The 25924-nt window shown below is 67.9% G+C and carries 21 protein-coding genes and 3 pseudogenes; 8 read left to right on the top strand and 16 right to left on the bottom strand.

Annotation, left to right across the window (positions count from 1 at the left end):
• Window positions 1-5 precede the first annotated feature (5 nt).
• Window positions 6-593, bottom strand: coding sequence for an HAAS signaling domain-containing protein (locus ABT170_RS27730; RefSeq protein ID WP_351871818.1), 588 nt, complete (start codon window positions 591-593; stop codon window positions 6-8).
• Entirely contained in the window at window positions 590-964 is a 375-nt protein-coding gene (locus tag ABT170_RS27725; RefSeq protein WP_329947094.1) for a PadR family transcriptional regulator, read from the bottom strand. The genes ABT170_RS27730 and ABT170_RS27725 overlap by 4 nt, the downstream gene beginning before the upstream one ends.
• A gap of 68 nt (window positions 965-1032) precedes the next feature.
• On the opposite strand from ABT170_RS27725, the pseudogene ABT170_RS27720 reads away from it, so the two are divergent.
• From ABT170_RS27720 to ABT170_RS27705, 4 genes and pseudogenes are all read left to right on the top strand, one after another.
• Window positions 1033-1793: pseudogene (locus tag ABT170_RS27720) on the top strand (ATP-grasp domain-containing protein).
• A gap of 243 nt (window positions 1794-2036) precedes the next feature.
• Window positions 2037-2561 (top strand): hypothetical protein, encoded by a 525-nt coding sequence (locus ABT170_RS27715; RefSeq protein WP_329947095.1) that lies wholly within the window; start codon window positions 2037-2039, stop codon window positions 2559-2561.
• A 580-nt stretch (window positions 2562-3141) separates the two neighbouring features.
• Window positions 3142-3516 (top strand): PadR family transcriptional regulator, encoded by a 375-nt coding sequence (locus tag ABT170_RS27710; protein ID WP_329947096.1) that lies wholly within the window; start codon window positions 3142-3144, stop codon window positions 3514-3516.
• Window positions 3513-4118: an HAAS signaling domain-containing protein gene (locus ABT170_RS27705; RefSeq protein ID WP_329947097.1), complete on the top strand. Its 606-nt coding sequence runs from the start codon at window positions 3513-3515 to the stop codon at window positions 4116-4118. Before ABT170_RS27710 ends, ABT170_RS27705 begins: the two co-directional genes overlap by 4 nt.
• Before the next feature lie 144 nt (window positions 4119-4262).
• On the opposite strand, the pseudogene ABT170_RS27700 reads toward ABT170_RS27705, so the two are convergent.
• The 11 genes and pseudogenes from ABT170_RS27700 to ABT170_RS27650 form a co-directional block, all read right to left on the bottom strand.
• Window positions 4263-5471: pseudogene (locus ABT170_RS27700) on the bottom strand (IS701 family transposase).
• Between the two features lie 286 nt (window positions 5472-5757).
• Window positions 5758-6297 (bottom strand): 2OG-Fe(II) oxygenase, encoded by a 540-nt coding sequence (locus ABT170_RS27695; protein ID WP_351871813.1) that lies wholly within the window; start codon window positions 6295-6297, stop codon window positions 5758-5760.
• A complete protein-coding gene (locus tag ABT170_RS27690; protein WP_329947099.1) occupies window positions 6285-6791 on the bottom strand; it encodes a hypothetical protein in 507 nt (168 codons plus the stop codon). Before ABT170_RS27690 ends, ABT170_RS27695 begins: the two co-directional genes overlap by 13 nt.
• A 165-nt stretch (window positions 6792-6956) precedes the next feature.
• On the bottom strand, window positions 6957-7844 hold the full coding sequence (locus tag ABT170_RS27685; RefSeq protein ID WP_329947100.1) for a GNAT family N-acetyltransferase: 888 nt from the start codon (window positions 7842-7844) through the stop codon (window positions 6957-6959).
• Window positions 7841-9064 carry an arginase family protein gene (locus ABT170_RS27680; protein ID WP_351871809.1) on the bottom strand — a complete coding sequence of 408 codons (1224 nt, stop codon included), beginning with the start codon at window positions 9062-9064 and terminating at the stop codon, window positions 7841-7843. Before ABT170_RS27680 ends, ABT170_RS27685 begins: the two co-directional genes overlap by 4 nt.
• On the bottom strand, window positions 9061-10833 hold the full coding sequence (locus tag ABT170_RS27675) for an ABC transporter ATP-binding protein (protein WP_351871806.1): 1773 nt from the start codon (window positions 10831-10833) through the stop codon (window positions 9061-9063). The genes ABT170_RS27680 and ABT170_RS27675 overlap by 4 nt, the downstream gene beginning before the upstream one ends.
• The gene (locus ABT170_RS27670) at window positions 10826-12436 is read right to left on the bottom strand and encodes an ABC transporter transmembrane domain-containing protein (RefSeq protein ID WP_351871803.1); all 1611 of its coding nucleotides are present in this window, start codon (window positions 12434-12436) and stop codon (window positions 10826-10828) included. The genes ABT170_RS27675 and ABT170_RS27670 overlap by 8 nt, the downstream gene beginning before the upstream one ends.
• Complete coding sequence (locus ABT170_RS27665) at window positions 12433-13905, bottom strand: PLP-dependent aminotransferase family protein (RefSeq protein ID WP_351871800.1); 1473 nt, start codon at window positions 13903-13905, stop codon at window positions 12433-12435. The genes ABT170_RS27670 and ABT170_RS27665 overlap by 4 nt, the downstream gene beginning before the upstream one ends.
• Entirely contained in the window at window positions 13905-15086 is a 1182-nt protein-coding gene (locus ABT170_RS27660; RefSeq protein ID WP_329947105.1) for a diaminopimelate decarboxylase family protein, read from the bottom strand. The genes ABT170_RS27665 and ABT170_RS27660 overlap by 1 nt, the downstream gene beginning before the upstream one ends.
• Window positions 15087-15153: 67 nt before the next feature.
• Window positions 15154-15324 carry a hypothetical protein gene (locus tag ABT170_RS27655; protein ID WP_266926585.1) on the bottom strand — a complete coding sequence of 57 codons (171 nt, stop codon included), beginning with the start codon at window positions 15322-15324 and terminating at the stop codon, window positions 15154-15156.
• A 39-nt stretch (window positions 15325-15363) separates the two neighbouring features.
• Window positions 15364-16521, bottom strand: a complete 1158-nt coding sequence (locus ABT170_RS27650) for a hypothetical protein (protein WP_351871796.1) — start codon at window positions 16519-16521, stop codon at window positions 15364-15366.
• Window positions 16522-17096: 575 nt separating this feature from the next.
• Between ABT170_RS27650 and ABT170_RS27645 the strand changes: the two are divergent.
• A pseudogene (locus tag ABT170_RS27645) lies at window positions 17097-17228 on the top strand (winged helix-turn-helix domain-containing protein); the annotation flags it as partial.
• A 139-nt stretch (window positions 17229-17367) separates the two neighbouring features.
• On the opposite strand, the gene ABT170_RS27640 reads toward ABT170_RS27645, so the two are convergent.
• The 3 genes from ABT170_RS27640 to ABT170_RS27630 all read right to left on the bottom strand — a co-directional run bounded on the left by ABT170_RS27640 (window position 17368) and on the right by ABT170_RS27630 (window position 22459).
• Entirely contained in the window at window positions 17368-18639 is a 1272-nt protein-coding gene (locus tag ABT170_RS27640) for an MFS transporter (RefSeq protein ID WP_329947107.1), read from the bottom strand.
• Window positions 18640-19265: 626 nt separating this feature from the next.
• A complete protein-coding gene (locus ABT170_RS27635; protein ID WP_351871793.1) occupies window positions 19266-20843 on the bottom strand; it encodes an ATP-binding cassette domain-containing protein in 1578 nt (525 codons plus the stop codon).
• Complete coding sequence (locus ABT170_RS27630; protein WP_351871791.1) at window positions 20840-22459, bottom strand: ATP-binding cassette domain-containing protein; 1620 nt, start codon at window positions 22457-22459, stop codon at window positions 20840-20842. Before ABT170_RS27630 ends, ABT170_RS27635 begins: the two co-directional genes overlap by 4 nt.
• Before the next feature lie 183 nt (window positions 22460-22642).
• Here ABT170_RS27630 and ABT170_RS27625 point away from each other — a divergent pair, with 183 nt between their 5' ends.
• Genes ABT170_RS27625 through ABT170_RS27615 form a run of 3 tightly spaced genes read left to right on the top strand, consistent with a single transcriptional unit; the run spans window position 22643 to window position 25751 of the window.
• A complete protein-coding gene (locus ABT170_RS27625; RefSeq protein ID WP_351871788.1) occupies window positions 22643-23674 on the top strand; it encodes an ABC transporter substrate-binding protein in 1032 nt (343 codons plus the stop codon).
• Window positions 23671-24693, top strand: coding sequence for a FecCD family ABC transporter permease (locus ABT170_RS27620; protein WP_329947112.1), 1023 nt, complete (start codon window positions 23671-23673; stop codon window positions 24691-24693). The genes ABT170_RS27625 and ABT170_RS27620 overlap by 4 nt, the downstream gene beginning before the upstream one ends.
• Window positions 24690-25751, top strand: coding sequence for a FecCD family ABC transporter permease (locus tag ABT170_RS27615; RefSeq protein ID WP_329947113.1), 1062 nt, complete (start codon window positions 24690-24692; stop codon window positions 25749-25751). The genes ABT170_RS27620 and ABT170_RS27615 overlap by 4 nt, the downstream gene beginning before the upstream one ends.
• Window positions 25752-25924 lie beyond the last annotated feature (173 nt).

The raw sequence follows: 25924 nt of genomic DNA, 5'->3' as shown, positions 1-25924 counted from the left end.
GGATCTCAGACGCGGCGGACCCGCCAGAGCCATGTTGCCGTGCCGGCCAGCAGGGCGAGCATCGCCAGGTTGGCCAGGAGCGCCGGGACCTCGCCCGTCGGGCCGCCGCTGGACAGGTTCCAGGTGACGATGACGACACTCGGAAGGACGGCGGCAAGCAGTACGCCGGTGGTCTTCTGCACCGCGGCCCAGTGCACCGAGGTGCAGAGAAGTACCGCGCCGGTGACGCGCAGCAGGACGCCGAACAGCGGTCCGGGGAGGTCGGGGAAGACCATCATGAAGGGAAGCGAGAGGGTGAGCATCAGGAGCGGGACCAGGGGATGCACCTTGCCGCGCCGGGCGGACGCACCGGCTCCGCTCCGGTCCTGGGCCCCGTTCCCCGTCTCGGCCAGCGCCGTCGCCGCGATCGTGCGGGGGTCCCCCAGCTCCGCCAGGACCTCGCCGATCGCGGCGTCGGGGCGTTCGGCGCGCGTCACCTCGATGTGTTCGGCGAGGTCGGCGAGGAGTTCCTGACGACGGTCGGCGGGGAGCGCGGAAGCCTCGCGCTCGACGGCGGAGAGGTAGTCGTGTACGAGGTCGGCAGAGGTCTTCATGCGGGGTCTCCGGTGGAGGGGTGGGGGGTGGTCAGGAAGCCGTCGACGGCGTCGCGGAAGCCGGGCCAGACACGGGTGAACTCGTCGAGCGCGGCCCGGCCGCTGTCGGTGAGCGCGTAGTAGCGGCGGGGCGGGCCGGAGGCGGACTCCTGCCAGGTGGTGGTGACCAGGTCGTCGCGGCGGAGCCGGGAGAGCAGGGGGTAGACCGTGCCCTGGCTGGTGGCCAGGGCACCGGAGTCCTCCAGGGCATGGAGGAGTTCCACGCCGTAGCGGGGGTGGTCCCGCATCAGGGCGAGTACGCAGTACTCCAGGACACCCTTGCGCAGCTGGGCGGCTGCCCGTGCCTGCCTGGCCGGATCACTGGGTTCCATGCGACGCAAGATACCTGGTGGAGCAAGTGGATGGGAACAGGGGTGCGGATCCCCTTGCCCGATCAGTTGTGACTCTCGTTCTGCCACCCCGCCTCACGGCCTCCGCGCAGGTTCTGCGTGATGCCGCTCACCGTCGCGGCCTGCCGACAGTACAACTGCCCACGTTCGCCGTACCGGCCGATGCGCGCGCCGAGCATCTGCACGCCGGGCCCGGCTTCGCGGACATCGTGGCACCCGTTCTGAACATCGCCCTGCTGCAGGCCGCTGAGGACTGGCTGGCTCGTTTGCCCCGGATGTACACCGGGCGTGAGATCACCTTCGTACCGACCCGCGAGGCCTACGGCCCGCGTCGGCCCGCATTCATCAAGTCTCCCAACGACAAGCGGATACCGGCACTGATCTACACCGACGGGTCACGGCTGCCGGGCCCGGACTCGGTGGATCCGCACACACCGGTGCTGATCATGTGGTGGAGTTCGCCGCTGAGTACCGGCTGTATCTGCTCGATGGAACGGTTCACACCGGCAGCCGGTACGCGCGGCGGGGTCGGCTGAGTCCCGGGCCGCCGCACAAGGACGCGACCGCGTTCGGAGCGGAGCTGCTCGCCGAGCACGGCGACACGTTGCCCTCCGCCATCGTCGTGGATGTCGGAACGGTGAACGGGACTTGGTCGGTGATCGAAGCCAACGCCGCCTGGGCGAGCGGACTGTACAGCGCCGACCCGCAGCGGGCCTTGGATGTCGTCCTCCGAGCCGCTGGGCCGGCCGAGGCCGTCATGCCTCACGATCAACGGTTTCTCCGCGTGCCCGGCCTGTTCGTCAAGGAATGAGATCGAACGGCTGAGGCATGATGGGCGAAAAGACGTTCACCGGACGGCTGCGGCAGTTCGACCAGTTGCTGAGTGCCGCGCCTGAACGGGGGCGGGCCTTCAGGGAGCCGGCCATGGTGCCTGCCGCCCGCGGACCGGGTCCCGCACACCGCACCGGGGAATTCGCGGGCGTCCCGCCCAGTACCTGTCCTATTCTGACCGCTGCCGTCCATGCCGGGACGGGCCCGACGGAGGGGCGGCGGAGTGCCGGACGTGTACAAGGTCATGCTGGATGCCGAGTTGAGCAAGGCGTTCGATGTGTGGTCCGGCTATCTGAACGCCCGGACCGGCGAGGATCCTCAGGTCCGTGCACGGCTGCGCTCCACGTTGCAGTCGGCCCGTGCGGCAGCGGCCGGGGGCGATCCCGCGTATGCGCGCGCCCTGGTGGCGGAGATGTACGAGGATTCCCGAGAAGCGGGCCTTCCCTGGGCACCCGTGCCGCCCGGCCCGTGCGCGGCGGACCGGCAGGCCCGCGACTACGTCAAGGACGAACTGCGGCAGGTGCTTCCTGTGCACCTGCGCGAGGATCTCGACAGCATCGCGATCTATCTGAGTGTCACAGGCCGCCGCCTGCAGAACGCTCCCGGCCTCGACGCCGCCGCCCACCAGGACATCCTCTACATCTCGGCCCGCGCCGGAATGGCCCTTGATCTCGCCCACCCGACAGCAGCGCGACGGGAACTGGAACGCCTCCAAGCAATCGCGCGACGCCACGGCGTGGAGCCCTGAGAACCGGGCGGCATCGGCCGTGGTCCGTCCCCGGCAGGTGTGCGTCGTACAGCAGCGGCGCCTGATGCCGATATGCGGTACGCGTGCGGGCGGGCGAGCAGTCGCGCTGCTCACCGCCCACGCAGCACCAGTCGAAGATCATTTGTCGGGACAGACCCCGGCCGTGGCGAGAAGAGTGACGAGAAGGCCGGCACATGACCGCGTGGCGAGCTCTAGTAGGGCTTGGTCATGTTGGTGCGGGGTCTGGCATGTCGCGGTGACAGGCGGGGCAGGCGCCGCACCACACCGGTCACCACCACCGACTTGGACGACGGCGACATCCACCACCCCCCTGCTCCTCCAGCTCCTGGTCCGCCACAGCATCGGCATCGGACCACCGGGCACGCTCCTTCCGGCTGCGGCGCATCATGACGCCGCCTGCTGCCGCAGGCGCAACCGCCGCTGCTGCTCGGCCTGATCCAGCTGCGCCCAGCGCTCGAACGCCTCCCGCACCAGATCCGTCAGCTCGCCCAGCACCGGGGGATGCCCAGAGAAAGACCCCCCTTCCCCGCTGCCTGCCTCGCCAGGTATCTTGCATCACATGGAACCAGGTTATTCAGCTAAGCAGGCTCGGGCAACCGCCCAGCTGCGCAAGGGCGTCCTGGAGTACTGCGTCCTCGCTCTCATGCGGGACCGCCCTCGCTACGGCGTGGAACTCCTGGCCGCCCTGGAGGACTCCGGTGCCCTGGCCACCAGCCAGGGCACCGTCTATCCGCTGCTCTCCCGGCTCCGCCGCGACGACCTGGTCACCACCACCTGGCAGGAGTCCGCCGTCGGGCCGCCGCGCCGCTACTACGCGCTCACCGCCAGCGGCCGGGCCGCGCTTGAGGAGTTCACTCTCCTGTGGCCCGGCTTCCGCAACGCCGTCGACGCTTTCTTGAACGTCCCCCGCCCCTCCCCTGGAGACCCCGCATGAAGACCGCCGAAATTGTCCAGGACTACCTCCGCGCCGTCGAACGCGAGGCATCCGCACTGCCCGCAGAGCGCCGCCAGGAACTCCTCGCCGACCTCGCCGAACACATCGAGGTCACCCGTGCCGAACGCCCCGGCACCGCGGTCGTCGTGGTCCTGGCCGAACTGGGCGACCCCCGCACGATCGCGGCGACGGCACTGGCCGAGGCCGCCCACGGGAACGCCTGGGTCCCGGCACACAGCCAAGGCGACGACGCCCCGTCCGCCCGGCCCGGCAGAGTCCACCCCCTGGTCCCGCTCCTGATGCTCACCCTCGTCGTCCCCTTCGGGATGGTCTTCCCCGACCAGCCGGGGCCTGTGTTCGGCGTCCTGTTCCGCGTCACCGGCGCCGTCCTGCTGTGCACCTCGGTGCACTGGCGGGCCGTCCAGAAAACCACCGGCGTCCTGCTGACCGCCGTCCTGCCCACGGTCCTCATCGCCACCTGGAACCTCTCCTCCGGCGTCCTGCAGGAGGACAGCGTCGCTCCCGCTCTCCTGCCCAACCTGGTAATCACCGCCCTGATTGCCGCCGCGTGCACCTGGCTCTGGCGGATCCGCCGCGCCTGAGATACAGACGCGGCGCCCACCGCTACTAGCTCGTAGAGCTGGGTCATGTCGGTGCGGGGTCTGGCATGTCGCGGTGACAGGCGGGGCAGGCGCCGGTCCAGATCACGAGGAGTATCTGCAGCTCGCGGACAACTCGGCAGAGGCTCAGGCCGACGCCGTCTCTTCTGGGGATCGGCTCGGTCGCTGAAGGGTGCAGAAGGCGTGGGCGACCGGGACGAGGGTGACGTGGTGGTGCCGGCCTGGCCAGGTCCGGCCTTCGAAGTGGGCCGGGCCCAGGGCCTGTTTCATCTCGCGGTAGTCGTTCTCGACGCGCCAGCGGAGCTTCGCGGTGCGCACGAGGACGGGCAACGGGGTGGTCCCGGGCAGGTTGGAGAGCCAGAACTGCACGGGCTCGTCCTGGCCGGCGGGCCATTCGGCCAGCAGCCAGCGGACCGGAAGCTCGGTGACGGCCGTGGCCTTGCGGATCTCGCGTCCGGCGGGCCGAACCCGCAGGGCCACGAAGCGCGAGTACATGCGCTTGTACCCGTTGCGGCCACTGCCCGGCCGCGATCCCTCCCTCCACTGCACCGGCCGCGCGGAGTTCTTACCGGCCGCGATGACCAGGCTCCTCACCCGCTGGGCCGGCTCGGGGTAGGCAGGAACCGGCCGTGGGCCGCGGCCGGAGTAGGCCGGGGTGCAGGGCTGTGCGTCTTCGGGTGCGCGGTGGTCGTGGTCGAGATGCCGACCACGTAGTCGAGGCTGCGTTCTTCCAGGCCGAGCCGGAAGGCTGCGGTGTCCCCGTAGCCGCCGTCGGCGATGACCTGAGGCACCTCGATGCCCCAGGACCGCGTCTCGTCGATCACGTCGAGGGCCAGCTGCCACTTCTCGACATGGCCCACCTGGACGGGGATGGCGCACTTGTCGCGGCGGGCTACCTTGGCCGGGTCGGCCTTGGGCGAGGCGGGATCCCAGCTCCCGGGCAGGAACAGACACCAGTTCACGGCCGCGGAGGCGCCGTTGGAAGCCAGGTGCAGCGAGACCCCGGCCTGGCAGTTAGGTGACCTTGCCCGCGGTGCCGGTGTACTGCCGGGTCACGCACGCCGACGCATCTCCGTCCTTGAGGAATCCTGTGTCATCGATGATCAACGCGGTGGGCTTGATGACGGGCTGCATGCGCCAGGCCAGACGGGCCCGCACATGCGCCGCATCCCAGGGGCTGGAAGTGACGAAGTGGGCCAGGGCCTGCCGGTTCCCGTCCTCGCCCAGGCGGCCGGCCATCGGCTCCACCGACTTGCGCCCGCCGTCCAGCAGCAGGCCCCGCAGATAGACCCCGCCCCACCGCCGCTGATCCGCCCGCGCGAACGGCCCGAACATCTCCGCCGCGAAGTCCTCCAGATCACACCGGACCGCAGCCAACTCCTCACTCAGCACACACGGTCAACGAAACGACCGATCAAGAAGACACTCCATCACGGACCGCACATGACCAAGCCCTACTAAGGGCTGTCCCGCAATTCCTGGCGGGCGCACGACGACAGCTACGGCACCTCGCCGCGTCGTCGAAACGCCCGAATACATCCAGTATGCGGGCGCCTCTCCGCCTTGCGATGCACCGCATCCGACGCCGCGCGCTGATCCACCAGGAATTGCGGGACAGCCCTCAGGAGCTCCTGCGCGGTGGCCTCGGAGGAATCGTCACCAAGGTGTACCGAGGCCCGTCCTGGACCGGATCGACCCAGTGCCATGCTGCCGCGTCGTGCAGGACCAAGGTGCCTGCCCGGTCACCAACGAAGTTCATCCGCCCATCACTGCTCTGCGCGACGAGCCCGTCCTTCGTGGAACTGGTGAGCATGTACAAGCCCTGCTGAACCTTGTCCCGATGAGGCAGGACGTAGTCACCCCGGTCGTATCGGTTGATCTGAACGTAGAATCGGCTGAGGTCGGAGTCGGCGTCAGCGATCCCTCGGACGACCGCTTCCAGCAGGTCGGCCGGCATGTGGTTGGCCTGCAATACGTGGTACCGATCGTCATCCTCGTATTCCGAGTCCCGGTACGGGTCGAATGGATCGCGATCCGGTGTCCGCGCCGCTGCCGCGGCACTCGACGGGTAGTCCTCGAAGAGATCTCGATGCATTTCAGCAATTCTTACGATCTCGGAACTGTTGCGCACCAGGTTGCGAATGAGTTTCAGCTCTTCCATCGCTGCTCTCCTCCGATGGCTAGGGTGTACCGCGTCTCTCCCCGTACCGGACTGGTCCAGCACCAGGAATCCTGCGTGAGGTGAAGTCCACTGCCGGCACGGTCGAAGTGCCGGGAGAATTTTTCTCCCGACCAGTAGGTGATCGCGTCGACCTCCGAGTCCTGAAGTGCACACAGAACCGTCCAGCTGTCGGGTCCTGAATTGCTCGGCAATTCCTCGCGAAACCTGTGCGGCGGCGCATAGGAGCCCCGACCGTACCTACGGACCACCATCCGATCGGGTGGCCCAGGAAGTAGCGCTTCATCAAGAGCGGACAGTATGTGATTCCGGATGTCTTCAGATACTCCGGTGAAATCGAGGGTTTCGAACCCGCCCTCTGCGACGCCCGACAGAATATTGTCCCCGCCACCCCCCTCCGGTTCCACCCCGACGCCATCGCCGTCAAGGAGTGAAATAATCTTCGCACCATGCTCTTTGAATGCGTGAATAATCATGTGGGCGACCTTCCTGGACTCTCTGACTCCATGGGCGGGGAAACTCCGGCACCCTCAACACGGACGTGCTCCGTTACGGGACAGCACCGACGAGACACCGCAACCGGTCACCCGGCCCGCGGCATCCCGGACAGCACCACTCCCCCTTTCATCTCCCCACCAGCGTCACCCCGACATCACCAACAGCGAATTGCGGGTCCACGTGTACTCTTCCTCGAAACCCAGGCCTGCGAGCTCGCTCAGCACGGCATCGGAAGCACCCATGCTCACGGTTTCGAAATGACCCTCGGCGCGCCGCAGCAGTTCTACGACCATCTGCCGGAGCAACTGGGGGTCCGACGGCTCCGTACAGAGGGTCTCTATCCACAGGTCTTCCGCGTCGTCCGGCCAGACCATGGTGAGAGCCGCCCCGAGGGCCGGGCCATCACCGGGACCGAACGCGATCAGGCAGTGATCCCTCCGCAGGTACGGGTGGCGAAGTGCGGAATGCATGGAGATCTCACCACCGCGCGCGAGCGGCTCCGCCTTCGAGATGCGTTTGGACAGGTCCTCGACAAAGGGGGCGTCTTCCGCGCGTATCGCGCGGATCCCGAACGGCCGCAGCCGTGCGACGTCATGCTGGGCAGCCCTTGCCGAGATCTGCGTGAAGTGCGAGGAACTGAACCGTCGAGACTCCAGCAGTGAACTCAGTCCGTCGTCTTCCGCGACAGCGTCGATCACAATTTCCAGCATGCTTGAGTGACTTCTCGCTGCGGCTTGCTCGATTGCCCAGTCGATGAGCTGCCCGCCAAAACCTTGGCGCCGCCACGGACGCAGGATCTCGCCGAAACACTCGACGAGCTCGAACCCGTTTCCCCTGTCGTGCAGGTTGGCCACGTACCCGACGAACTCGCCATCAACCCGAATGAATGCGGCAGAAGAATCCTCCATCGCCCGGGACACCCGCGACATCCGCATATGATCGATGCCGTCGATACCGTCGCTGCTGTTCCGCTTCAGCGCTTCCGTGAAATCCGGCAAGATCTCCGGTGTCAATATCTGAACGCTTGTCACAGCGGCTTCTTCCGTGCGGCGGCTATATGATGCAAGGTCCGCAGGAGAAGGGCGGACGTGGTGACGCCGGGCGCTTCGTCGGCTCCGGGCAGATACTCCACGAAGTCAACGCCAACGATGGGCAAGGCGTCGCAAAGTGCGCTGACGATCGTCTCGGCCTGACGATAGGTGTAGCCGCCCGGCAGTACGGTTCCGGTGGAGGGCATCACTGATGGGTCGAGCACATCCACGTCAAACGTCAGGTGCCAGACCAGGTCGCTGGGCAGATGACGGACCATGTCGGCCGGGTCTTCCGCCACCGCGGTGAGACCGGGCCACCGCCGCACCTTTTCCGACTCCTGCGGAATGTTCCGGGTGAGCTGGCGGATACCGAACTGAGCCACGCATTCCACGGCTTGATTCCCTACAACCCAGTCGAGGAAGTTTCCGTGGTGCATCCCTACACGCTCTCCGGTGCGGATCTTTCCGAAGTCGTGGTGCGCATCGAAATGGAGCAACCCGAGTCTCTGATGATGGCGGGTCAGACCGTCCACCACGCGGAGTGTTATGGAGTGGTCCCCACCCAGCACGACCGGAACTTTTCCGCTGTGTGCCGTCAATGCGACAATTTCCTCAAGGCCGTCCAGCAGGTCCTCCCCCAGCCCTCCGGGCGCTGCCGACACATCCCCGACGTCCGCTATGCCCACCCCGGCAAGCAATCGGCTGTCCGTCTCGACGTCATACACTCCGCATCGGCCGGCTTCGGCCTGATACACGGTGGTGCTCACGCGGCGCAGTACTTCCGGTCCGAAGCGGGCTCCAGGACGATAGGTGACACCGTGGTCATAGGGTGCCCCGATGACGACGAAATCGTCGGTTCCGTTCATCGCGTCATCGATCTTCACCACGGGTGTGCCGAAGAGGCCGGAGCCGCGTCCCGACGGCGTCGGGTGCAGGACCTCGCGCTCGCAGAGAGCTCCCGCTTCCACCAGCGTGGCGACTGCCCTGTTGACCACTTCCATGCTTCCCGGCGCGGATTGCTCCATACGATCCGCAACGGATGACGCCGTGGCAGGAACGGCGAACTGCATGAGGATGTGCAGGGATGTCCGGCCCAGGGCCAGTCTTCGGCCATCCTGCGGCCAGATCAGATCGGCGCCACCCTGAGGGGTGTCCTGGCGGGTCGCGCCCGGCGCGATCATGAGGACCGTTCCAGCGTGCTGAGTGCTCGCCCCGGTCATCCGAGCTGTCCCTGCGAGTGGGACGCCGAACGCCAGGAATTCCACAGACGTGTGTAAGCACCGTCCGAGGAAAGGAGTTCCGTATGGCTTCCCTGCTCGACGATATTGCCGCCGTCCATGACGACGACCTGGTCACTGTTCTGCGCGGCCCACAGGTCGTGGGCGATCTGGATGACGGTGGTGTCCTGCAGGACGGTGGGAAGGAGCGTCGCGAACCGCTTCGCCTCCTCCTCGGACAGACCTGCGGTGGCCTCATCCAGAATGAGGACCCTCGGCTTCATCAGGACCAGCCGAGCCAGGGAGAGCTGGCGCGCCTGAGCGGGGGTGAGGGTATGCGCGTCCGCTCCCAGTCGGGTCTGCAGGACATCACCCATGGCCTTGACCCAGCCGTCGGCGCCTACGGCCTCCAACGCGTGCCAGATGGCTGCTTCGGAAGCATCGTCCCGGACCAGAGTCAGGTTGTCGGCGACGGTGCCCCCGAAGACGTGGTCCTCCTGTGTCATCAGGACGATGTCGAGGCGGGTGTCGTCGCAACGGCCGGTGTCCGCCACGCGGATGCTGCCGGAAGCGGGCGTGAGGATGCCGGCCAGGAGAAGGGCCAGTGTGGTCTTGCCCGCTCCCGACGCGCCCACCACACAGACCCGTTCACCGGTGTGCACGGTGAGGTTGATGTCGTGAAGCACGCTCGTGCCGTCGACATAGCCGAAGGAGAGCTGCTGAACACTCAACGCTTCCCGCTGTCGCAGTGGAGCGTGCTCCTTCGGAACAGCGCGCTGAGCGGCAACGGGGTCCGCGGCGACGCCGAGGATCCGGGCGAGCGCCGCTCGGGCCGGCTGTGCCTCGCCGAACCAGTAGATGAGGTCGTCCAGCGGGGACAGGATCGCCCGCATGTACAGCGCGATAGCCGCGACCTGTCCCACCTCGGCGCTGCCGTCGCGTACCAGCCATGCGCCCCAGCCCACCACGACAAGCAGGGGGAGGTGGTATCCGATCTGGATAACGGGGAAAGCGTGCTGTTCGAGCCGGATCGGCTCGCTCGCCGTGTCCACCGCTCGCGCGACGGCGCGTGAGGCGGAACTCTTCCGGACCTCCTCCAGCCTCAGCGTCTCGACGACCTCGTGGCCACGTACGGACTCGGTGACCTGGCTCGATACCGCCGCGCGTGCCTCAAGCTCGTCGCCGTACGCCTTCTCCGCACGGCGAACGTACCACCGGGTCGCGAGAATGATGGGCGGGAATCCGACGAGGCATCCCAGGGCGAGCAGAGGGTTGATGACGAAGGCGCAGCCCAGGGTCATGGCCGTCGTCACCGAACCCACGATGGTCTCCGGGAGACCGGTGCGCGTCACTTCCTGCAACGCGTCCATGTCGGAGGTGGACCGGGACAGGATCTCGCCTGCGTCCGCCCTCTCCACATGGCGTAGCGGCATGGCGAGCAGGCCGGTCAGGAACTGCATACGGAGAATGGAGAAGACGCGCTCGCCCAGGATGAACGACCACTTCGCCGCGGTGAATTCGAGGACTGCTCCGACGAGCAGCGCCACCGCGATCACGGAGGCCGACTGGAGAAGTGAGAGCTGTTGGTGGGACGAGACCCTGTCGATGATCTCGCCCAGCACCAGAGGGGGAATGAGCCCGCAGGCCGTTGCCGCCGCGTGGACGACGACGATCGCGGTCAGGCGTCCCCTGAATCGCGTGAGGAGATCACGGACCCGGCGTCCCACACTGTGGGCGTCGGCCACCGGCAGGGTGTGGGTGAGGTCAGACACAGGTTCCCTCCTGACTGCGGAACACCTGGTCGGCCACGGCACGGAATGCGCCGCTGCGGGATACCACCAGGGTGGTGCGTCCTTGGCGGTGCTCGGCGATACGCCGGGCGACTTCGACCTCCGTCACCGCGTCGAGCGCTGTTGTCGGCTCGACGAGCACGAGTATGGAGGGTTCGCCGAGCAGCGAACGGGCCAGCACCAGGCGCTGCCGTTGTCCGCCCGACACACTGCGCCCGTCGGCGTCGATGTGCGTGTGCAGTCCCTCGGGGAGCCGGTCGATCACATCGGTGGCGCCGGCCGCCCACAGCGCTGCCTGGAGTGCCTCGTCATCATGGCGGGCAGTGGGGTCCAGGACCTGGAGGGCGCTGCCGGAGAGCATCGTGGTGCGCGAGCCGTGGTACCGCACGGCATCGCGCAGCGCGGTCAGGTCGTAGTCCCGCAGAGGTTGTCCGCCGAGAAGAACCGGTTCGTCCGCGTCCGGCGTCAACCCGGCGAGCCGTCGGCCCAGTTCCTCGGTGTCGGTATCGGTATCGGGCACCAGCACGCTCAGCTTGCCGGCCGGCACGCGCAGCCCCGTCACCTGGTCGAGGAGATCCGCATCCGTCGGAATGGGGCTGAGTCGGCCGGGCCAGTCGCCTTCCGGAATGTCGAGAATCTCCACAATGTTCTTGGCGGCGACCCGCGCGCTGCTGCGCAGACCGCTGTAGCCGGCCGCGGTGGAGACGGGCAGCACCAGATAGGCCGAAGCAGCGTAGAAGGTGACCAGGTCGGTGGCCGCGATGGCCCCGGACGCCGCGAGGTGACCTCCGAGTGCCACGACACCGGTGAGGAGGATACCGGGCAGCAGATTGCCGGAGACAAACAGAAGCGCCTCGGTCTGAGCAACCCTCACCCCGGCCTGCTCGGTGTCCAGGGACGCCTTCTCGAACCGTGACCGCATGACCTTCTGCGCACCGAGTCCACGCAGGATGCGCAGCCCCAGGGCGATGTCCGAACTCAACTCGGCCACCTTGCCCAGCAGTTCGCGGTGCCTCTCCTGGCGTTCCTCAAGGGGCTCCGCGATCTTCGTCGTGAGCCACATGAACGTCGGCACGCCCACGAGGATGAGCAGGGTCACCCATGGTGAGATCCACAGCAGGTAGGCGGATACGACAGCCATGCCGATGATCGAGGCGACGAGCTTGATCCGTGCGATGGGAAAACTGGTCACTCGCTCGACGTCGTAGGAAACGACCGTGGCGACCTGTGCCTGGTGTGCGGATGCCGCCACCTCACGTGGTGCTCTCGCCGCCTTCTCAGCGATCGAGGTACGCAGCTGTGCCGCGTTGCGCACCTTGATCCGTGAAGCGATGACATTCCGGGTGACGTTGGTGATGATTCCGACGGCAAGAACCGCACCCAGTCCCATCACCGTTGCGGCCAACTGCCCTGATCCCGCGTCCAGCGCGGCGCTCAGCGATGCTCCGACGAGCAGCGGTACGGTCGCCTCCGCCGCCGCTCCCGCGAGTGCGAGCGCCGCGAAGAGCGCGAGTGGCCTGCGCTCACTGCGGCTGAGTTCACGGACAAGATTGCTGAGCGGATTCTGAGAGATGTTGCTGCTCATTTCCATTTTACAGCGTCCATATTATAGGTTTCACGCAACTTGGCTATCGATGGGTAGGAGGCGATTTCACAGAGAATTTCACAGAACTGGTCCAGGGACGGACCGCCAAGTGCGCCCGCGGCAACCTTGAACAGAGCATTTCCTTCGGTCTTGCGCGGAACGATGAGATCGAATCGCGTGGTTCTGAATCCAAAACTGTTTCCGTAAACAATGTTGAGACGACGCCGCTCGATCTCTTTCCGGACTGCCGCCAGCAGCACGGCATGGTTGTCCAGCGTATTCTCGCGCAGCTCACAGACGATGAAGGGAGCGTTGGCACGGCTGGATCCTTCGGACAGTGAGGGATGCGCGAAGGACCGGAACAGTCCACCCGTACGGACTGCCAATCGTTCCGCCAGCCATGCGTTGTTGCGGAACAGACGGCCACTGTGTATCTGGGTCCACCGTTCGTCCAGCAGGAAGGGTGCGTCGAGCGCGGCAACGGCAGCGGCTGACGGACAGGCGCCGGTGATACCTCGTGCCGACTTGACCGTTTCCTCCACATGCTGCACGGTCAGGGCAGGATTCATGGCCCGATCGTGCTGGAAGATGTCCACCACGCCAAGATTCGATATCTCCATGCCTTGCTGATCGAGTTTCAGACCGGAGCGCACTTCCACCACGAGTGGAGCTCCGGCCGGAGATACCAATGCATCAAGGAATGCGGCAGTGGGCCAGGCCGGCGAGGCCAGCGTGGTGTCGAGAATGATGATGGGCGCACGTGCGGGTCCACGGCGCCACCCGTTCACCAGGCGGCTCACATTGAGGGCATCGAGTGACCAGTTGTACCGAATCGGCTCGATCAGAAGGACGTCGGCAGAATCTGGGCCGGACCACGCCATGGAAAGATCATGAGGAGCGAGCCTGCGGGTTCGCACTGTCGCACCGGAAAGATACTGAAGGAGCGCGCCGGTCTCGAAGTAGTCACCCCAGAAATCAATATGCATCGGACGCTTTTCCGATGGGCTCAGCATATAGGTGAGACTCTGGACGAGATTTGTTATCGCAGCCATTCCGCTGCTGAACGCGACCGTTCCGCGGTGCCATCCGTCCGGCGGTACACGGCCACTGGCGGCCAGCTTTCGTTCGAGTGCGTCGACGGGGAGACTGCGCTCGTAGCCGAGTTGAAGCCTTTCGCCGCTCGGGAGCTTGCGATGCGTGGAGAGATCCGGCGACCGCTCGAACTCTTCTTCCATTCGGTGCCCACGCCGAAGGAGCAGCGTTCGCGCACGGGCAGCTTCTTGAACCAGTTGCTGTTCGATCGAAAGATCATCTTGGTTCTTGAGGTCGATTCGGGTGACCGACTTTGCAAGTGAGGCCCACCGGGCGGAGTCGTCACCCCCCTGATCTGCAGCCAAGCCGGCCATGTCGGCAAGCAGATCACGCTCCAGGGACAGCCTCCCCGAGCCGGCTCCCGCAACAGCGCTCATCAGACTCTCTCGATCTGTCCCGACTTGAGGATGTATTCCTGCGGCAGGGGCAACCGGTTGAAGTTGCGCGAATTGGTCATGGTGTAGGCACCCGACGTCGTGATGACAATGCGCTCACCCGGATGCATCTCAGGCAGCGGAAGGGGATGCCTGTGACCGAGCGAATCTGCACCGAAGAAATCGTGCTCGTACAAGGTGTCACCGGCAAGCAGCGTGGGTCGCAGGGACTCGCCCTCGCGGCGCGGGGACAAGGGAATGAACTGAGGCTTGTGCCACGGAGAGAAATTCCATGCCGACGAATCCACGGTCAGTACGTCGGCCTGGAAGAAGGGGTGCCCGTACTCGGCGGACCGGACCGTCGTCACGAGGTAGCCATGAAAGGAGAGTATTGCCGCACCGGGCTCGACCAGAATGCGGATCTTCCGACCCGTCTTCCGCTCAAAATTCTCCAGGTCGACGGCCACCGAATCCCAAGCCAGCTGAGCCTGCTCGCGATCCGAGTAGAGTGCGAAGAAGCCGCCGCCGAGATCGATCTCTTCGATGCTCTTGTACGCTTCGGCCACAGCGAGCAGGTATCGCACTTTGTATATGACGTGCTGGGGGGACATCTGACCCGTATGCGTGTGCAATCGAGTCAGGCGGCACCCCGTTCGGTCAAGGACCTCCTGAATGCGGAGGTCGTTCGCGAGTACGCCGAACCGGCTGCCGGAGCCGAACGTGGCGATGTTGTGCAGCGACTTGGGAAGAGGGACTCTCAGCCGCAGCCCAACATCCTTCCCGGGCCGGCTGGTGCAGATCTCCTTGAACTGCTCCATGGAAGTCGCATCGACCATTACCTGGTGCTTGTCGAGCAGAGGGAGCTGGTCGGACGAAAAAGACGGCCCAGTGGCGGTGATGCGTCGGAACCCGGCCCCTACCGCCAGTTCCAGTTCTCCCACGGAGGCGACATCCGCTCCGAGGCCCAGACCGGCAAGGAATGACAGGACGCGCGGGGTGTGGCATGCCTTGAGCGCCAGATTCACCTCGGCATTCTCTACACGGGCCAGATCTTCCTTCAATATTTCCACCGACCGCTGCAGGTTATCGAGATCATATACCAGCGCGGGAGACGGCAATTTCCCCAGATGGTCGAGCAGCCCTTCGCTCGGCGGGGTGACGAGTGGTGCTGGCGCGGAAAGCATCTACTATCCTCCAAAAGGGTAAAGAATGGGCCCGGTCACGATGGATACGTGACCGGGCCCGTTCTCATTAGTTGCCGGCTGCGCGTGTGCCCATAGCGCCCACCAGGTCAATGCGAATCTCGCGGGCATCGATCTGGATGACATCGGTGGAGCCCTGAGCGCTTTCCTCTGCAACATCCACATCGAACGATGCGAAGAGGTCCGACAGGTTCGACTCGAGCTCAGTGATGTTGCTCATGACTTACCCTTCCTTTTCCTCCCCCGCGGCTCGGGGAGTTCAGATGTCTGCCGCAGTCTTGGGTCTGGCGAACGCGTCCGCATGTGAGCTCAGAATCGTTCCGTCAGGGAGACGGAACTTTCCGATTTCCCAGAGTGCGTGGCTCAGCCATTCGACGAATCGGTACCCATCGGGCCCCCATTCGTCACGGATCGGACCGGTGCTAAATTCGCGATCGAAGTGCGCAGCACGGGCCCAGGAAAGAACGAGGTTATCAGCTGCCAGCTTGGCAGCACTTTCACTTTTCGACGTCGCCAGCATCCCTAGGTAGAGAAGGGACTGGTGGGCGTACACATGAAAAGCGGCAAAGGAACGATCTGCACTGAAGCGACGAATTCGATCACTGCCGAAGGACCACGGGACAGCGATTGTCGCGCTCTCGGAATCAACATAATCCGGGCGAAGCAGCGAGCGGATCACGCTGATGTCACTGAGTTTCTGATGCAGACATTCATGGATCAGAAGCTCGGCGGCCACCTCGTCCCGCTCGAACGTCTGCTCAGCGACAAAGACAAATAGGGGCGCCGAAATAGTGTAGCCACTATAGGGCTGCGCCGCCCGGTAGAGAACAACATGGTGCACAGAACCGAAGAGTTCGTGTGCCAATTGCGGCAGACTTCGTTGTGCCAGTGCGATGGCTCGGGTGCGGGCTGCCTCAATGCTCTCCGTGGCCGGCCGCAGTGTGATCTCGACATTCTTGCCATTGACTATCGCGGTGTCACTGAACCGCTTCAGGAAGAGACGTCCGAGCCAGTGTTCCGTACCACCGTGCGGAAAAGTGGGCTGACTGTGCGAGCTGTCCGAGTATGTATCGCGTACAACCAGAGGATCCGCAAGAGCACGAGTACGCAGCGCAAGGTGCTCACTCAAGACTCCGCGCGCCTGATCCGGCTCCTCAGCCATGAGATGGTGGAGAGCCTCGTCAAGGGCGAACCGGCGCAGACTTTCCAGCTGAGGAATCGTTTCTTCACACAAAGAGTCGGGGTCGAATCCGCAGGCCCGTTCGCATGCCCAGGCCGCTCCTCGATAATAGGCAACTACGGTACCGGAGATGTTTGCCGCATCTCCGAAAATTCCCGTGGTGAGGTATTCCTCAGACGATGCGACCAGCTCTGCGGCCCTTTCACGCCAAGCGATCCGGACTGTCTGACTGCTCATGCGGAAACCTCCAGCAGGCCGCGCTCACGCAAGACTTGCAACCGATCTTTCACTATCTGCCGGGCTCGGTCAGGTGTATTGGCGGCACCAAGAGCCGCGACCTTTGCGATGATGTCGGCTTCCGTGCGGTTTTCGCAGAGTTCCAGCACGTACCAAGTAAGTCGATCGAGAACCGTAATTCGCACTGGGCTCACGAAGAAGACGAATGCCGCAGACAAGTCGGCGAAGGGCTCAACCCTCCACCCATCTGTGCGAGTCAGTATCATTTCTCCCCCCCGGGTTCCTCTTGCTGACACGTGCTCTCGAAGCAAGATCAGATGGAAGACAATCATCGATCGATGGATGCGTCAACGGTTTTCCGGGGGCAAGCCCGATGGCATATCGGACGTTTCATGTCTGACCGGGGGAGATTCCCCCCGGGAGGCCAAGGCCGATGGCGGAGGAACAGGTGATTCCCTTTGCGCGGACAGAAGCCGCCTGCTCGCTGTCCGAGGTACGGCCCGACACCACCCGATCAAGTCCAGTACGTTCCACAGCCGCTCCGGCTCCAAGCCGTGGCTTGCTTCCGGAGCGGGGAGCGGTCGGCCCTGGCCCGGGTGAAGACGCTGATCGGCCGGTTGTTCCACGTCCCCTGCACGGTGTTGGGCACATGGCGGTCGCTGCGACGGAAGGGCTGGTCGTGTCAGCGGCCCGCCCGACGGGCGATCGGGGCGAACCTCAGTGATGCGATTGTTGCCATCCGTTCGGCGCCGATCGTCGCGATGACGGCTCCGTCGCTGACCGGGAGCGGCATGTCGACGAGCAGCGCCCCGCCATCGGGCGGGCAGTCGCGCGAGACGGTCTGTCTCAGGATGCCTTCCGGTCGGCGGGCTTCTCGGTCTCGGTGGTCACCCGTGCCCCTCGGAAGAGCACCGGGAGCCACAGGAGACATGCCAGCAGGGGGACCGCGGCGTAGGTGGCCATGCCCGCAGCGGAGCCCATGGCGTCCATGAGCACGCCGAGGACGAGATAGCCGATGCCGATGAGCGCCGACTCCACGAATGCGATCATCGACAGCAGGCTCGCCCGATGGCGCGACGGCACGGCCTCGTTGAACACGTTGTCCACGATCACGGCGGTGATCTCGGGTATCCCGGCCAGGGTCAGGAACGCGGCGATGGTGACCCAGGCAAGGCCGAGGCCGCTCAGGCCGAGTGCCGCGGCGAGCGTCAGGAGAGACAGCGGGACGATGACCCGATACCCGATGCGCCGGTCCGCGCGGTCCGACAGCAGCGGAGTGAGCCCGCCGACGATGAATCCCGCCGATATGACCACGCTGACCAATGCGGTGCCCGCTCCTTGATCGGAGAGGGTCTTCTGCGTGAGGATGATGTACGGCGTCAATGTCGCATGCATCAGTCCGGACACCACGACAAGCGTCACGAGCGCTGGCGTGGCGACCCGAAGCATCGCCCGCCATGCTGTGGCGTCGGTGTGCTTCTCCTCGGCTCCGTCCTGCTCGTCCACCGCGTCCGCGCCGCGGATCTCGGGCACTCGTGACATCAGCACCACCACGGCCAGGACGAGGCACACCGCCGAACCGCCGTAGACGACTCCCCAGGAAATCTGCTGCAGTTGGCCGCCGAGGACGATGGCGGCTCCCGAGGTGACCGTCCCGAGCATGGTGAACCGGGATCTGATCCTGAGGTAGCCGGCCGTCGCACCACGACGCACGAGCAGGTCGTACAGCAGGGCGGTGTCCGAACCGGACACACATGCCATGCCCACACCCTGCCCGATGAACAGCGTCAGGAACACCCAGTAGTCGGAGAACGCCACCTGACCGAGCAGGCATCCCGCTATCAGCGTCTGGCCGATCACGATGCCGGCACGCCTGCCGATTCGGTCGGCGATGACTCCCGTAGGCAACTCCGCGAGCCCGCTGACCAGGTAGAGCAGTGTCTGCAGCAGGGCCACCTGCCCGACGGAGAATCCGCGCTGATAGAGGAAGATGACGAATACGCCGCGCTGGAACAGCGAGTTGGCGAGCACGGCGTATACGTAGAACGGGCGCGTGACACTTCGTGCCGCGCCGTCGACTGCAGCCGAACCGCTGAGGGCCTCCGTGATGCCGGTCATGCTGCGGGCTCCCTGGTGACTCCGGTGATCATGAGTGTGGGGCCTCCGCCGTCGACCGGAACCTCCGGGCCCTACGTCGCGCAGGATGCCGGGCCGGCCCGTCCGGGAACCATTGCCGGCGCCTCGGGGATCTTCGGCGGTGGTGTCAAATGCTGGAGACAGTAGCGTGCATCTTCTGGAGACCGTTGCGTACTTCGTGGAGCTGGCGTGGACGTGACATCGGCGCAGTCCCGGACCTCGTCACCGGCAAGTGATCTTCGCGAGGCCTGTGAACCGCTCGGTCCGGGGCAGGTGGGGCGGGCGGGGCAGGTGGGCCCCGATCGTCGGGAGGCGTGAAAGCCCGTGGGCGGCGTACAGCTCCGCTGCCCTCGGGCCGGGTTCCGCGTGCACGCCACCGGCTCGGGCTGCTTCGGCGGCCGGCCCGAGGTCCTTGGCCATCAGCGGGTCGGCGGTCTCTTCGACCGTGTCGGCGCCGGTGGCGGGCGTCGGTCCAGGGCCGGTGGTCGGCCGGCTCACGGGCGACGGCCACGTACCGCTGGAGCACGCCGGCCGGTGGCCGCGGTGCCCGGCCGGCGGCTTCCCCCGGCCGGGATCGGCGCCGCCCGTACGACCGCGTGGCCGTGAGATCAGCTGTCCGGGTCGGTGATGCGGCCGTCGACGAGACGGACGGTCCGGTCGGGGCACCAGCGTTCGGGGTCGTGGTGGGTGACCACGACGCGGGTGCAGTCGAGAGCGTTGACCGTGGCCGTCACATGGGCGCTGGTGGCGGGGTCGAGCGCGGCGGTAGGTTCGTCGAGGAGCAGGACGGGAGCGTTCCTGAGCAGGGCGCGGGCGAGTGCGACGCGCTGGCGTTCGCCGCCGGAGAGCGCGGTTCCGCGGGCTCCGACCTGGAGGTCCAGGCCGTCCGGATGGGTGTCGAGCAGAGGGCCGAGCCCCGCGCGCAGTGCCGCGTCGCGCAGCGCGGCGGGGTCGGCTTCCGGGTCGCCGACGCGGATGTTGTCGGCGACCGTCCCGTCGAAGAGCGTGGGTTCCTGGGGAAGGACGGCGAAGCGGCGCAGCCGGTCCGCCGTGGAGAGGTGCCGCAGATCGGTGCCGCCCAGGGTGACGTGTCCGCTGTCCGGGTCGTCGCCCCGCAGCAGGAGTTGCAGCAGGGTGGACTTGCCGCTGCCGGTCGGGCCGGTGATCACGGTGGTCGATCCCGCGGGCATGGTCAGGGACACCTCGCGCAGCGCCGGGGCGAACGCGACGCGGTCGATGCCGAGGCCGGTGTCGTCCGGCAGCGGGCGCGGGTGCGGCGGTTCGGGCAGCGGGGGCACGGTCACGAGCGAGGCGTACCGGTCGATCCCGGCGCGGGTGTCGCCGAGGGTCACCCCGAGGAGGGCGAGTTCATCGACCGGGGCCGCGGCGCGCAGGGTCAGCAGGAGCACGGCGAACGCCGTGGGAGCGGGGGCGTCGAGCGCGACGCAGAGGGCGAGCATCCCGACCGTGGGCAGGGCCGTGGCCAGTGCCGATACGAAGGTCACCGGGGCGCTGACGGCGTTGAGCCGTCGCAGTGCGGCGTACTCGCGGTCCCAGGCGTCCGTGAGCCGGCGGACCGCTCCGGCGGTTCCGGTCACGCTGCGGTAGAGCTCCTGGTGCTCGGAGAATTCCAGCAGTGCCTCGGTCGAGTCCGCGCGGGCGTTCCGGCGGTGCGCGTCCGTGCGGGCGAGGGCCCGTTGGGCGACCGCCTGCGCCGTGCCCGAGACCGCGAGGAGGCCGAGCAGCGCGGCGGCGTGGGTCCGGCCGACGACGATGCCGAGGCCGAGGACGACGAGCGGCGGGGTCAGTACGCCGCGGACGAGGAGTTCCACGAGGTGCGCGGGGATTCCCATCAGCCGGGGCACGCCCTCGCCCGCGATCCGGTTGGCGAGCGCCCGGTGGTCATGGGTGAACCAGCCCAGCGGCAGCCGGACCAGGGCGCGGCCGAGCCGACGGTACAGGTCGGTGGCGAGGGCGGCCCCGGCGAGGTAGCCGCCCCGGGAGACCAGCACCGTGGCGCCGAGCACGAGGATGACGGTGCCCACCGCCCAGCCCAGGGGTGTTCCGCGTACGAGGGTGGCCGCGAGCAGCGCGACGGCCGTGGCTTCGAGGGCGGTGACACAGGTCCAGGCGAGCGCCACGACGCGTACGCGCCGTACGGCCGTGGCACCGAGCGCGGTCCTCACGCGACCACCTCCCCGTGCTCCAGGACGATGCGGTGGTCGGCCCGTGCCGCGAGGGCGTGGTCGTGGGTGGCCAGCACGACGGTGCGGCCGGGGAGGGCGAGCAGGGTGTTCATGACGGCCTCCGCCGTGTCGGGGTCGAGGGCGCTGGTGGGTTCGTCGAGCACGAGCACCGGAGCCCGGGTGAGCAGCGCGCGGGCGAGGGCGAGGCGTTGGCGCTCCCCGCCGGACAGCGGTCCGGCCGGGGCGTCGAGCGGGACGTCCAGGGCCGTGGCCGCCAGTGCCGCTCGTAGTTCCGGATCGGTGGCGTGGGGGCGGGCGAGCAACAGGTTCTCGCGGACGCTCCGGGGAAGGACGCCGGGCGACTGGGGAACGGTGGCGACGCGTCGTGCCATCGATTCCAGCGGCAGGTCCCGGTAGGACGTGTCCCCCAGGCCGATCGTGCCGTCGTCGGGGTCGGTGCCCCGGCCGAGCAGGCGCAGCAGGGTGGTCTTGCCGGAACCGCTGGGACCGGTCACCGCGGTGACCGCGTGCGGTGTGATGGTCAGGTTCAGCGGGCCGACGAGCCGCCGTCCGCCCTCCCGTACGTTGACCGCCGCGAGGACGGGTGCCGGCTTCGGGTCCCCGGCCGCGTGGGTGGCACCGGCGGCTTCGTCCTGTGGTGCCGGCCCGTCCTCCGCGGGACCGGGATGCAGCAGGGGTTCGGTGAGCAGGGCGCCGATGCGCCGGGCCGCGTCCCGGGCGGCGCCGAGATAGTCCAGGCCGTGGCCGAGGCGCAGGACCGGCGCGAGGGCGGCGAGGGCGAAGACGCAGACGGCGGTGAGCTGCCAGACCGGCATCCGGTGGCCGACGCAGAACGCCGCGACCAGGGTCACGCTCGGCTGGAGCAGCGCGGTGGCCACCGCCGCCGGGGTGGCGACCCGCCCGACCCAGGTCCGGAACCCGTGCCCGAACTCCCGGGTCGCGGTGGCGTAGCGGGCCGAGGCACCGGATTCATCGCCGTGGACCTGGGTGATCACCGCGCCGCGGACCATGTCGTCGACGGCGGTGACGATGCGGCCGACGGTCCGTCCCTGGTCCGCCGCGAAGCGCCGTGACCGCCGCGGGATGACCACCAGGCGGAACACGGCGGCCAGGGCGGCGGGCACGAGCGCGAGGAGCCCGGTCGGACCGGCGTATCCGGCCAGCAGGGCGAGCGCGGCGAGCGGGGCGATCAGCACGGTCGCGATCTCGCCGGGCAGATGGGCCACCGCGTGGTGCAGCGCCGAGACGTCGCCGTCGAGCCGGGTGCGCAGGCCCTGGGCGCCGAGCCGGGCCAGTGCGGGTGTGGGCAGCCGGGAGACATGGGCCGCCAGGATGCGTCGGAGCCGGTGTTCGAACTCCGCCTCCGCGCCGTGCGCCAGCCAGGACGACAGGGAGTTCAGGGCCCCCGCCGCGACGAGGGCCAGGGCGCCCCACCACACCCATCGGAGGTCCGGGGCGCGGACGAACTCGACGACCGCGGCCAGGAGTGCGACTCCCGCCCCGGCGGCGAGCGCCGCGCAGCCGATCCCTGTGACGAGACGTGCGACCGAGCCGTGCAGTGCGCGTCCGATGCCGGATCCCGAAGAAGTAAGCATTACCTTACCGTACATGTATAAATATCTGCGAGGTAAGGCTAGGCTCACGTGACGCCGGGGCTGGTCACGAGCGGTGACACGTGACGGCATCGGCGCATCATCGCCGCCGACACCCCGTACCGCCGCGCCTGCTGCACACACCTGCCTTTGACGCGGACACGACCCTTTGCGAAAGAGAGAACCATGCCCCGCCCCTTCCGCCCGTGGACACCGCTGTTCGGAGCTCTGCTCGCCGCCACCATCGCCCTGAGCGGCTGCTCCGCCACCAGGAGCACGGAGAGTTCCGCCGCCCCGGACGCCGCGAGCAGGACGAGCAAGGGATTCCCCGCCACCTTCGTCAACGCCTGGGGCACGGCCACCGTCCCGGCCGCGCCCCGGCGCGTGGTCACCCTCGGCTACGCGGACACCGCCGTCGCGGGCGCCCTGGGCGCGCGCATCGTCGGCGCGGTCAAGAGCTACGGCAGCCTCAGCGGGGAGACGAGGAACGAGAACCTCCCCTACACCGAGCCGCTCGACGACTCCGTGACCTGGCTCGACCCGATGAACATCAACACCGAGCTGATAGCGGGACTCAGGCCGGACCTCATCCTGGCGAGTACCGCGTTCACCCTCGACGAGCCCACCTACAAGCGCCTGTCCACCGTGGCGCCCGTCGTCACCTACGAGAAGCAGCTCTACGGGGCGGACGCCACCGAGGAGGCCCTGCGGATCGGGCGTGCCCTCGGCGACGAGCAGGGGGCGCGGAAGGTCCTCGACACCGCCGACCGAGCAGTGGAGAAGCTCAAGGCCGACCTGCCCGGCCTGGCGGGAAAGACGTATCTGTACGGCCAGGCCCGTGACGGGTTCGCCGTGATGATCACCGAGGAGACCAACGCCACCGCCCGGTTCATGAACCGGCTCGGCCTGACCCCGCTGCCCGCCGTCGCGAACCTGGAGGGGAAGGGCTCCGTACCGGGCGCCGTCGACGTCAGCTACGAACGGGCTGCCCTGTACGACCGCGCCGATGTCCTCTTCATGACCTACCAGAGCGGCGCGCTCCAGGAGAAGTTCGAGTCCGACCCCGTCGTGTCCGGGCTCCGGATCGTCAAGTCCGACCGGTATCTGCCGCTCGGAATCGAGGCGGCGACCGCGCTCCAGTCCCCGAACGCCGCCGCCGTGCCCTGGCTCATCGGTGAACTCCGTGCCACCCTCGCCACCGCCGCCTCCGCCCGATGACCGCTTCCACCCCGCCCGCGCCCCGGCCCCGCTCCCGCGTCCTCGCGTTCGCCGGGGCCGGGTGCGGCATCCTGCTGCTCGTCGCCGCCGCCAGTGTGGCGCTCGGCTCACGGACCGTCGGAGTCCATCAGCTCGTCCAGGGGCTCGCCCACACCGGCCCGGCGGACGTCATCACGCTGGTCCGGGAGGTCCGGGTGCCGCGTACGGCGGCGGGGCTCGTCGCCGGGGCCGCGCTCGGCGCCGCGGGCATCCTGATCCAGGCCGTGACCCGCAACCCGCTCGGTGATCCCGGGCTGCTCGGTGTCAGCAGCGGTTCCGGCTTCGCCGTCACCCTCACCGTCGCGCTCACCGGGTCCACCGGCGTCACCGCCACCGTCTGGTCCGCCTTCGCGGGGGCCGCCGCCGTAACCGTGCTGATCGTCCTCGTCGCCGCGGCCACCGACAACCGTCACCCCGGGCAGCTGGTCCTCGTCGGGGTCGCGATCGGCGCGGTCCTCTCGGGAATCCAGGCCGCCCTGACCCTGCTCAACCCCCGCACTCTGGACACCATGCGCGCCTGGAGCGCCGGCACCCTGACCGGGATCGCGCCCGGCACGACCGCGTTCCTCACGTTCTTCGTCGCCGTGGGGCTGATCGCCGCCCTGACCGTCGCCAGGGGTCTGGACATGGCGGCGATGGGCGAGGAACTGGCGCAGGGCCTCGGCACCCGCACCCATCTCACCCGGGCCGTCGCCATCGCCGCGATCACCCTGCTCGCGGGCTCGGCGACCGCACTGGCCGGACCCCTGTCGTTCCTCGGACTGATGGTCCCCCACCTGCTGCGGCCTCTGATCGGCCCCGGCACCCGGCGCCTGCTGCTGGGTTCACTGATCGCCGGCCCCGTCCTGCTGCTGACCGCCGATGTGGCCGCTCGGCTCGTCACCCGGCCGGGCGAACTCCCCGTCGGCGTCGTCACCGCCTTCCTCGGAGCACCGCTGCTCCTCCTGCTGCTCCACTCCCGGAAAGGGCGTATCCGGTGACCGGCCCCCCGACCACCGCACGGACGACCGCTGTCCCCGGCGTCCGCCGCTCCCGGGGCAGGCCCCGGCACCGGGCTCCCGCCACCACGCCGACACTGACGCTGCTGGGCGTGGCCGTGCTCATCGCCTCGCTGGCAGCGGGCGACATACCCGTCCCCGTACCCGATGTCCTCCGCGCCCTCGCCGGGCAGGGGGATCCGCTGACCAGCACGGTGGTCCTCACCTGGCGCCTGCCGCGGGCCCTCCTCGCGCTGGCCCTCGGGGCAGCCCTGGGACTGTCCGGGGCGATCTTCCAGACCCTGACCCGCAACCCGCTCGGCAGCCCCGACGTGATCGGGTTCAGCACCGGCGCCTCGACCGGTGCCCTGGCCGTGCTCCTCACGGGCGCCGCCGGCCATACCCGGACCGCACTCGGCGCTCTCGTCGGCGGGCTCGCCACGGCTGCCCTGGTGTACGCGCTCGGCGGCAGGCGCTCCACGGCCGGCACCCGGTTCGTCGTCACCGGCATCGCCGTGAGCGCGATCCTCACCTCGGTCAACACCTGGCTGATGTACGGCGCCGACACGGCCGTGGCCGCCCGTGCGGCCCAGTGGACCGCGGGCAGTCTCGACGCGCTCGGCTGGGAACACGCCGTCCCGGCCCTGATGGCCCTCGCACCGCTCGCCCTGGTCACCCCGTTCCTCGTCCGCACCCTGCGGGTCCTCGAACTCGGCGACGACGTGGCCACCGCGCTCGGTGCGCGGGTCGTACGCGGACGGCTGCTCCTCGCGACGGTGGGGGTGGCGCTCACGGCCGTCGCCACCTCGGTCGCCGGGCCCCTCGCGTTCGTGGCCCTCGCGGCACCGCAGATCGCCCGGCTGCTGTACCGCCGCACCCCGGGCATCAGTCTGCCCGGTGCAGCCCTGGCCGGTGCCCTCCTGCTGGCCGGGGCCGACTGGGTCGCCGCGCACGCCTTCGCCCCCATCCAGCTCCCGACCGGCGTCGTCACCCTCAGCGCCGGAGGCGCGTATCTGCTCTGGCTGCTGCTCGGCCCCCGGCGCGGCGGCCGCAAGAGGTGAGCCACGGGGGCGCGGCCGGGCGGGCGGAGCCCGGTGGCAGCCCTCCGGCCGGGCGGCCGGGACCCGCACGCGCGACTCTGTCCATGGACCATCACCGCAGGTCGGGCACCCCCCTGCCCCTGGTCTTCAGGCGGGTCGCCGGGAGTTCCATGGCAGGGATCGGAGGGCCGGCG

This window comes from Streptomyces sp. NPDC001787 (assembly GCF_040297465.1).
GTDB lineage: Bacteria > Actinomycetota > Actinomycetes > Streptomycetales > Streptomycetaceae > Streptomyces.
The sequence above is the reverse complement of the archived record's forward strand: the minus strand, read 5'-3'. Positions and strand labels throughout refer to the sequence as shown.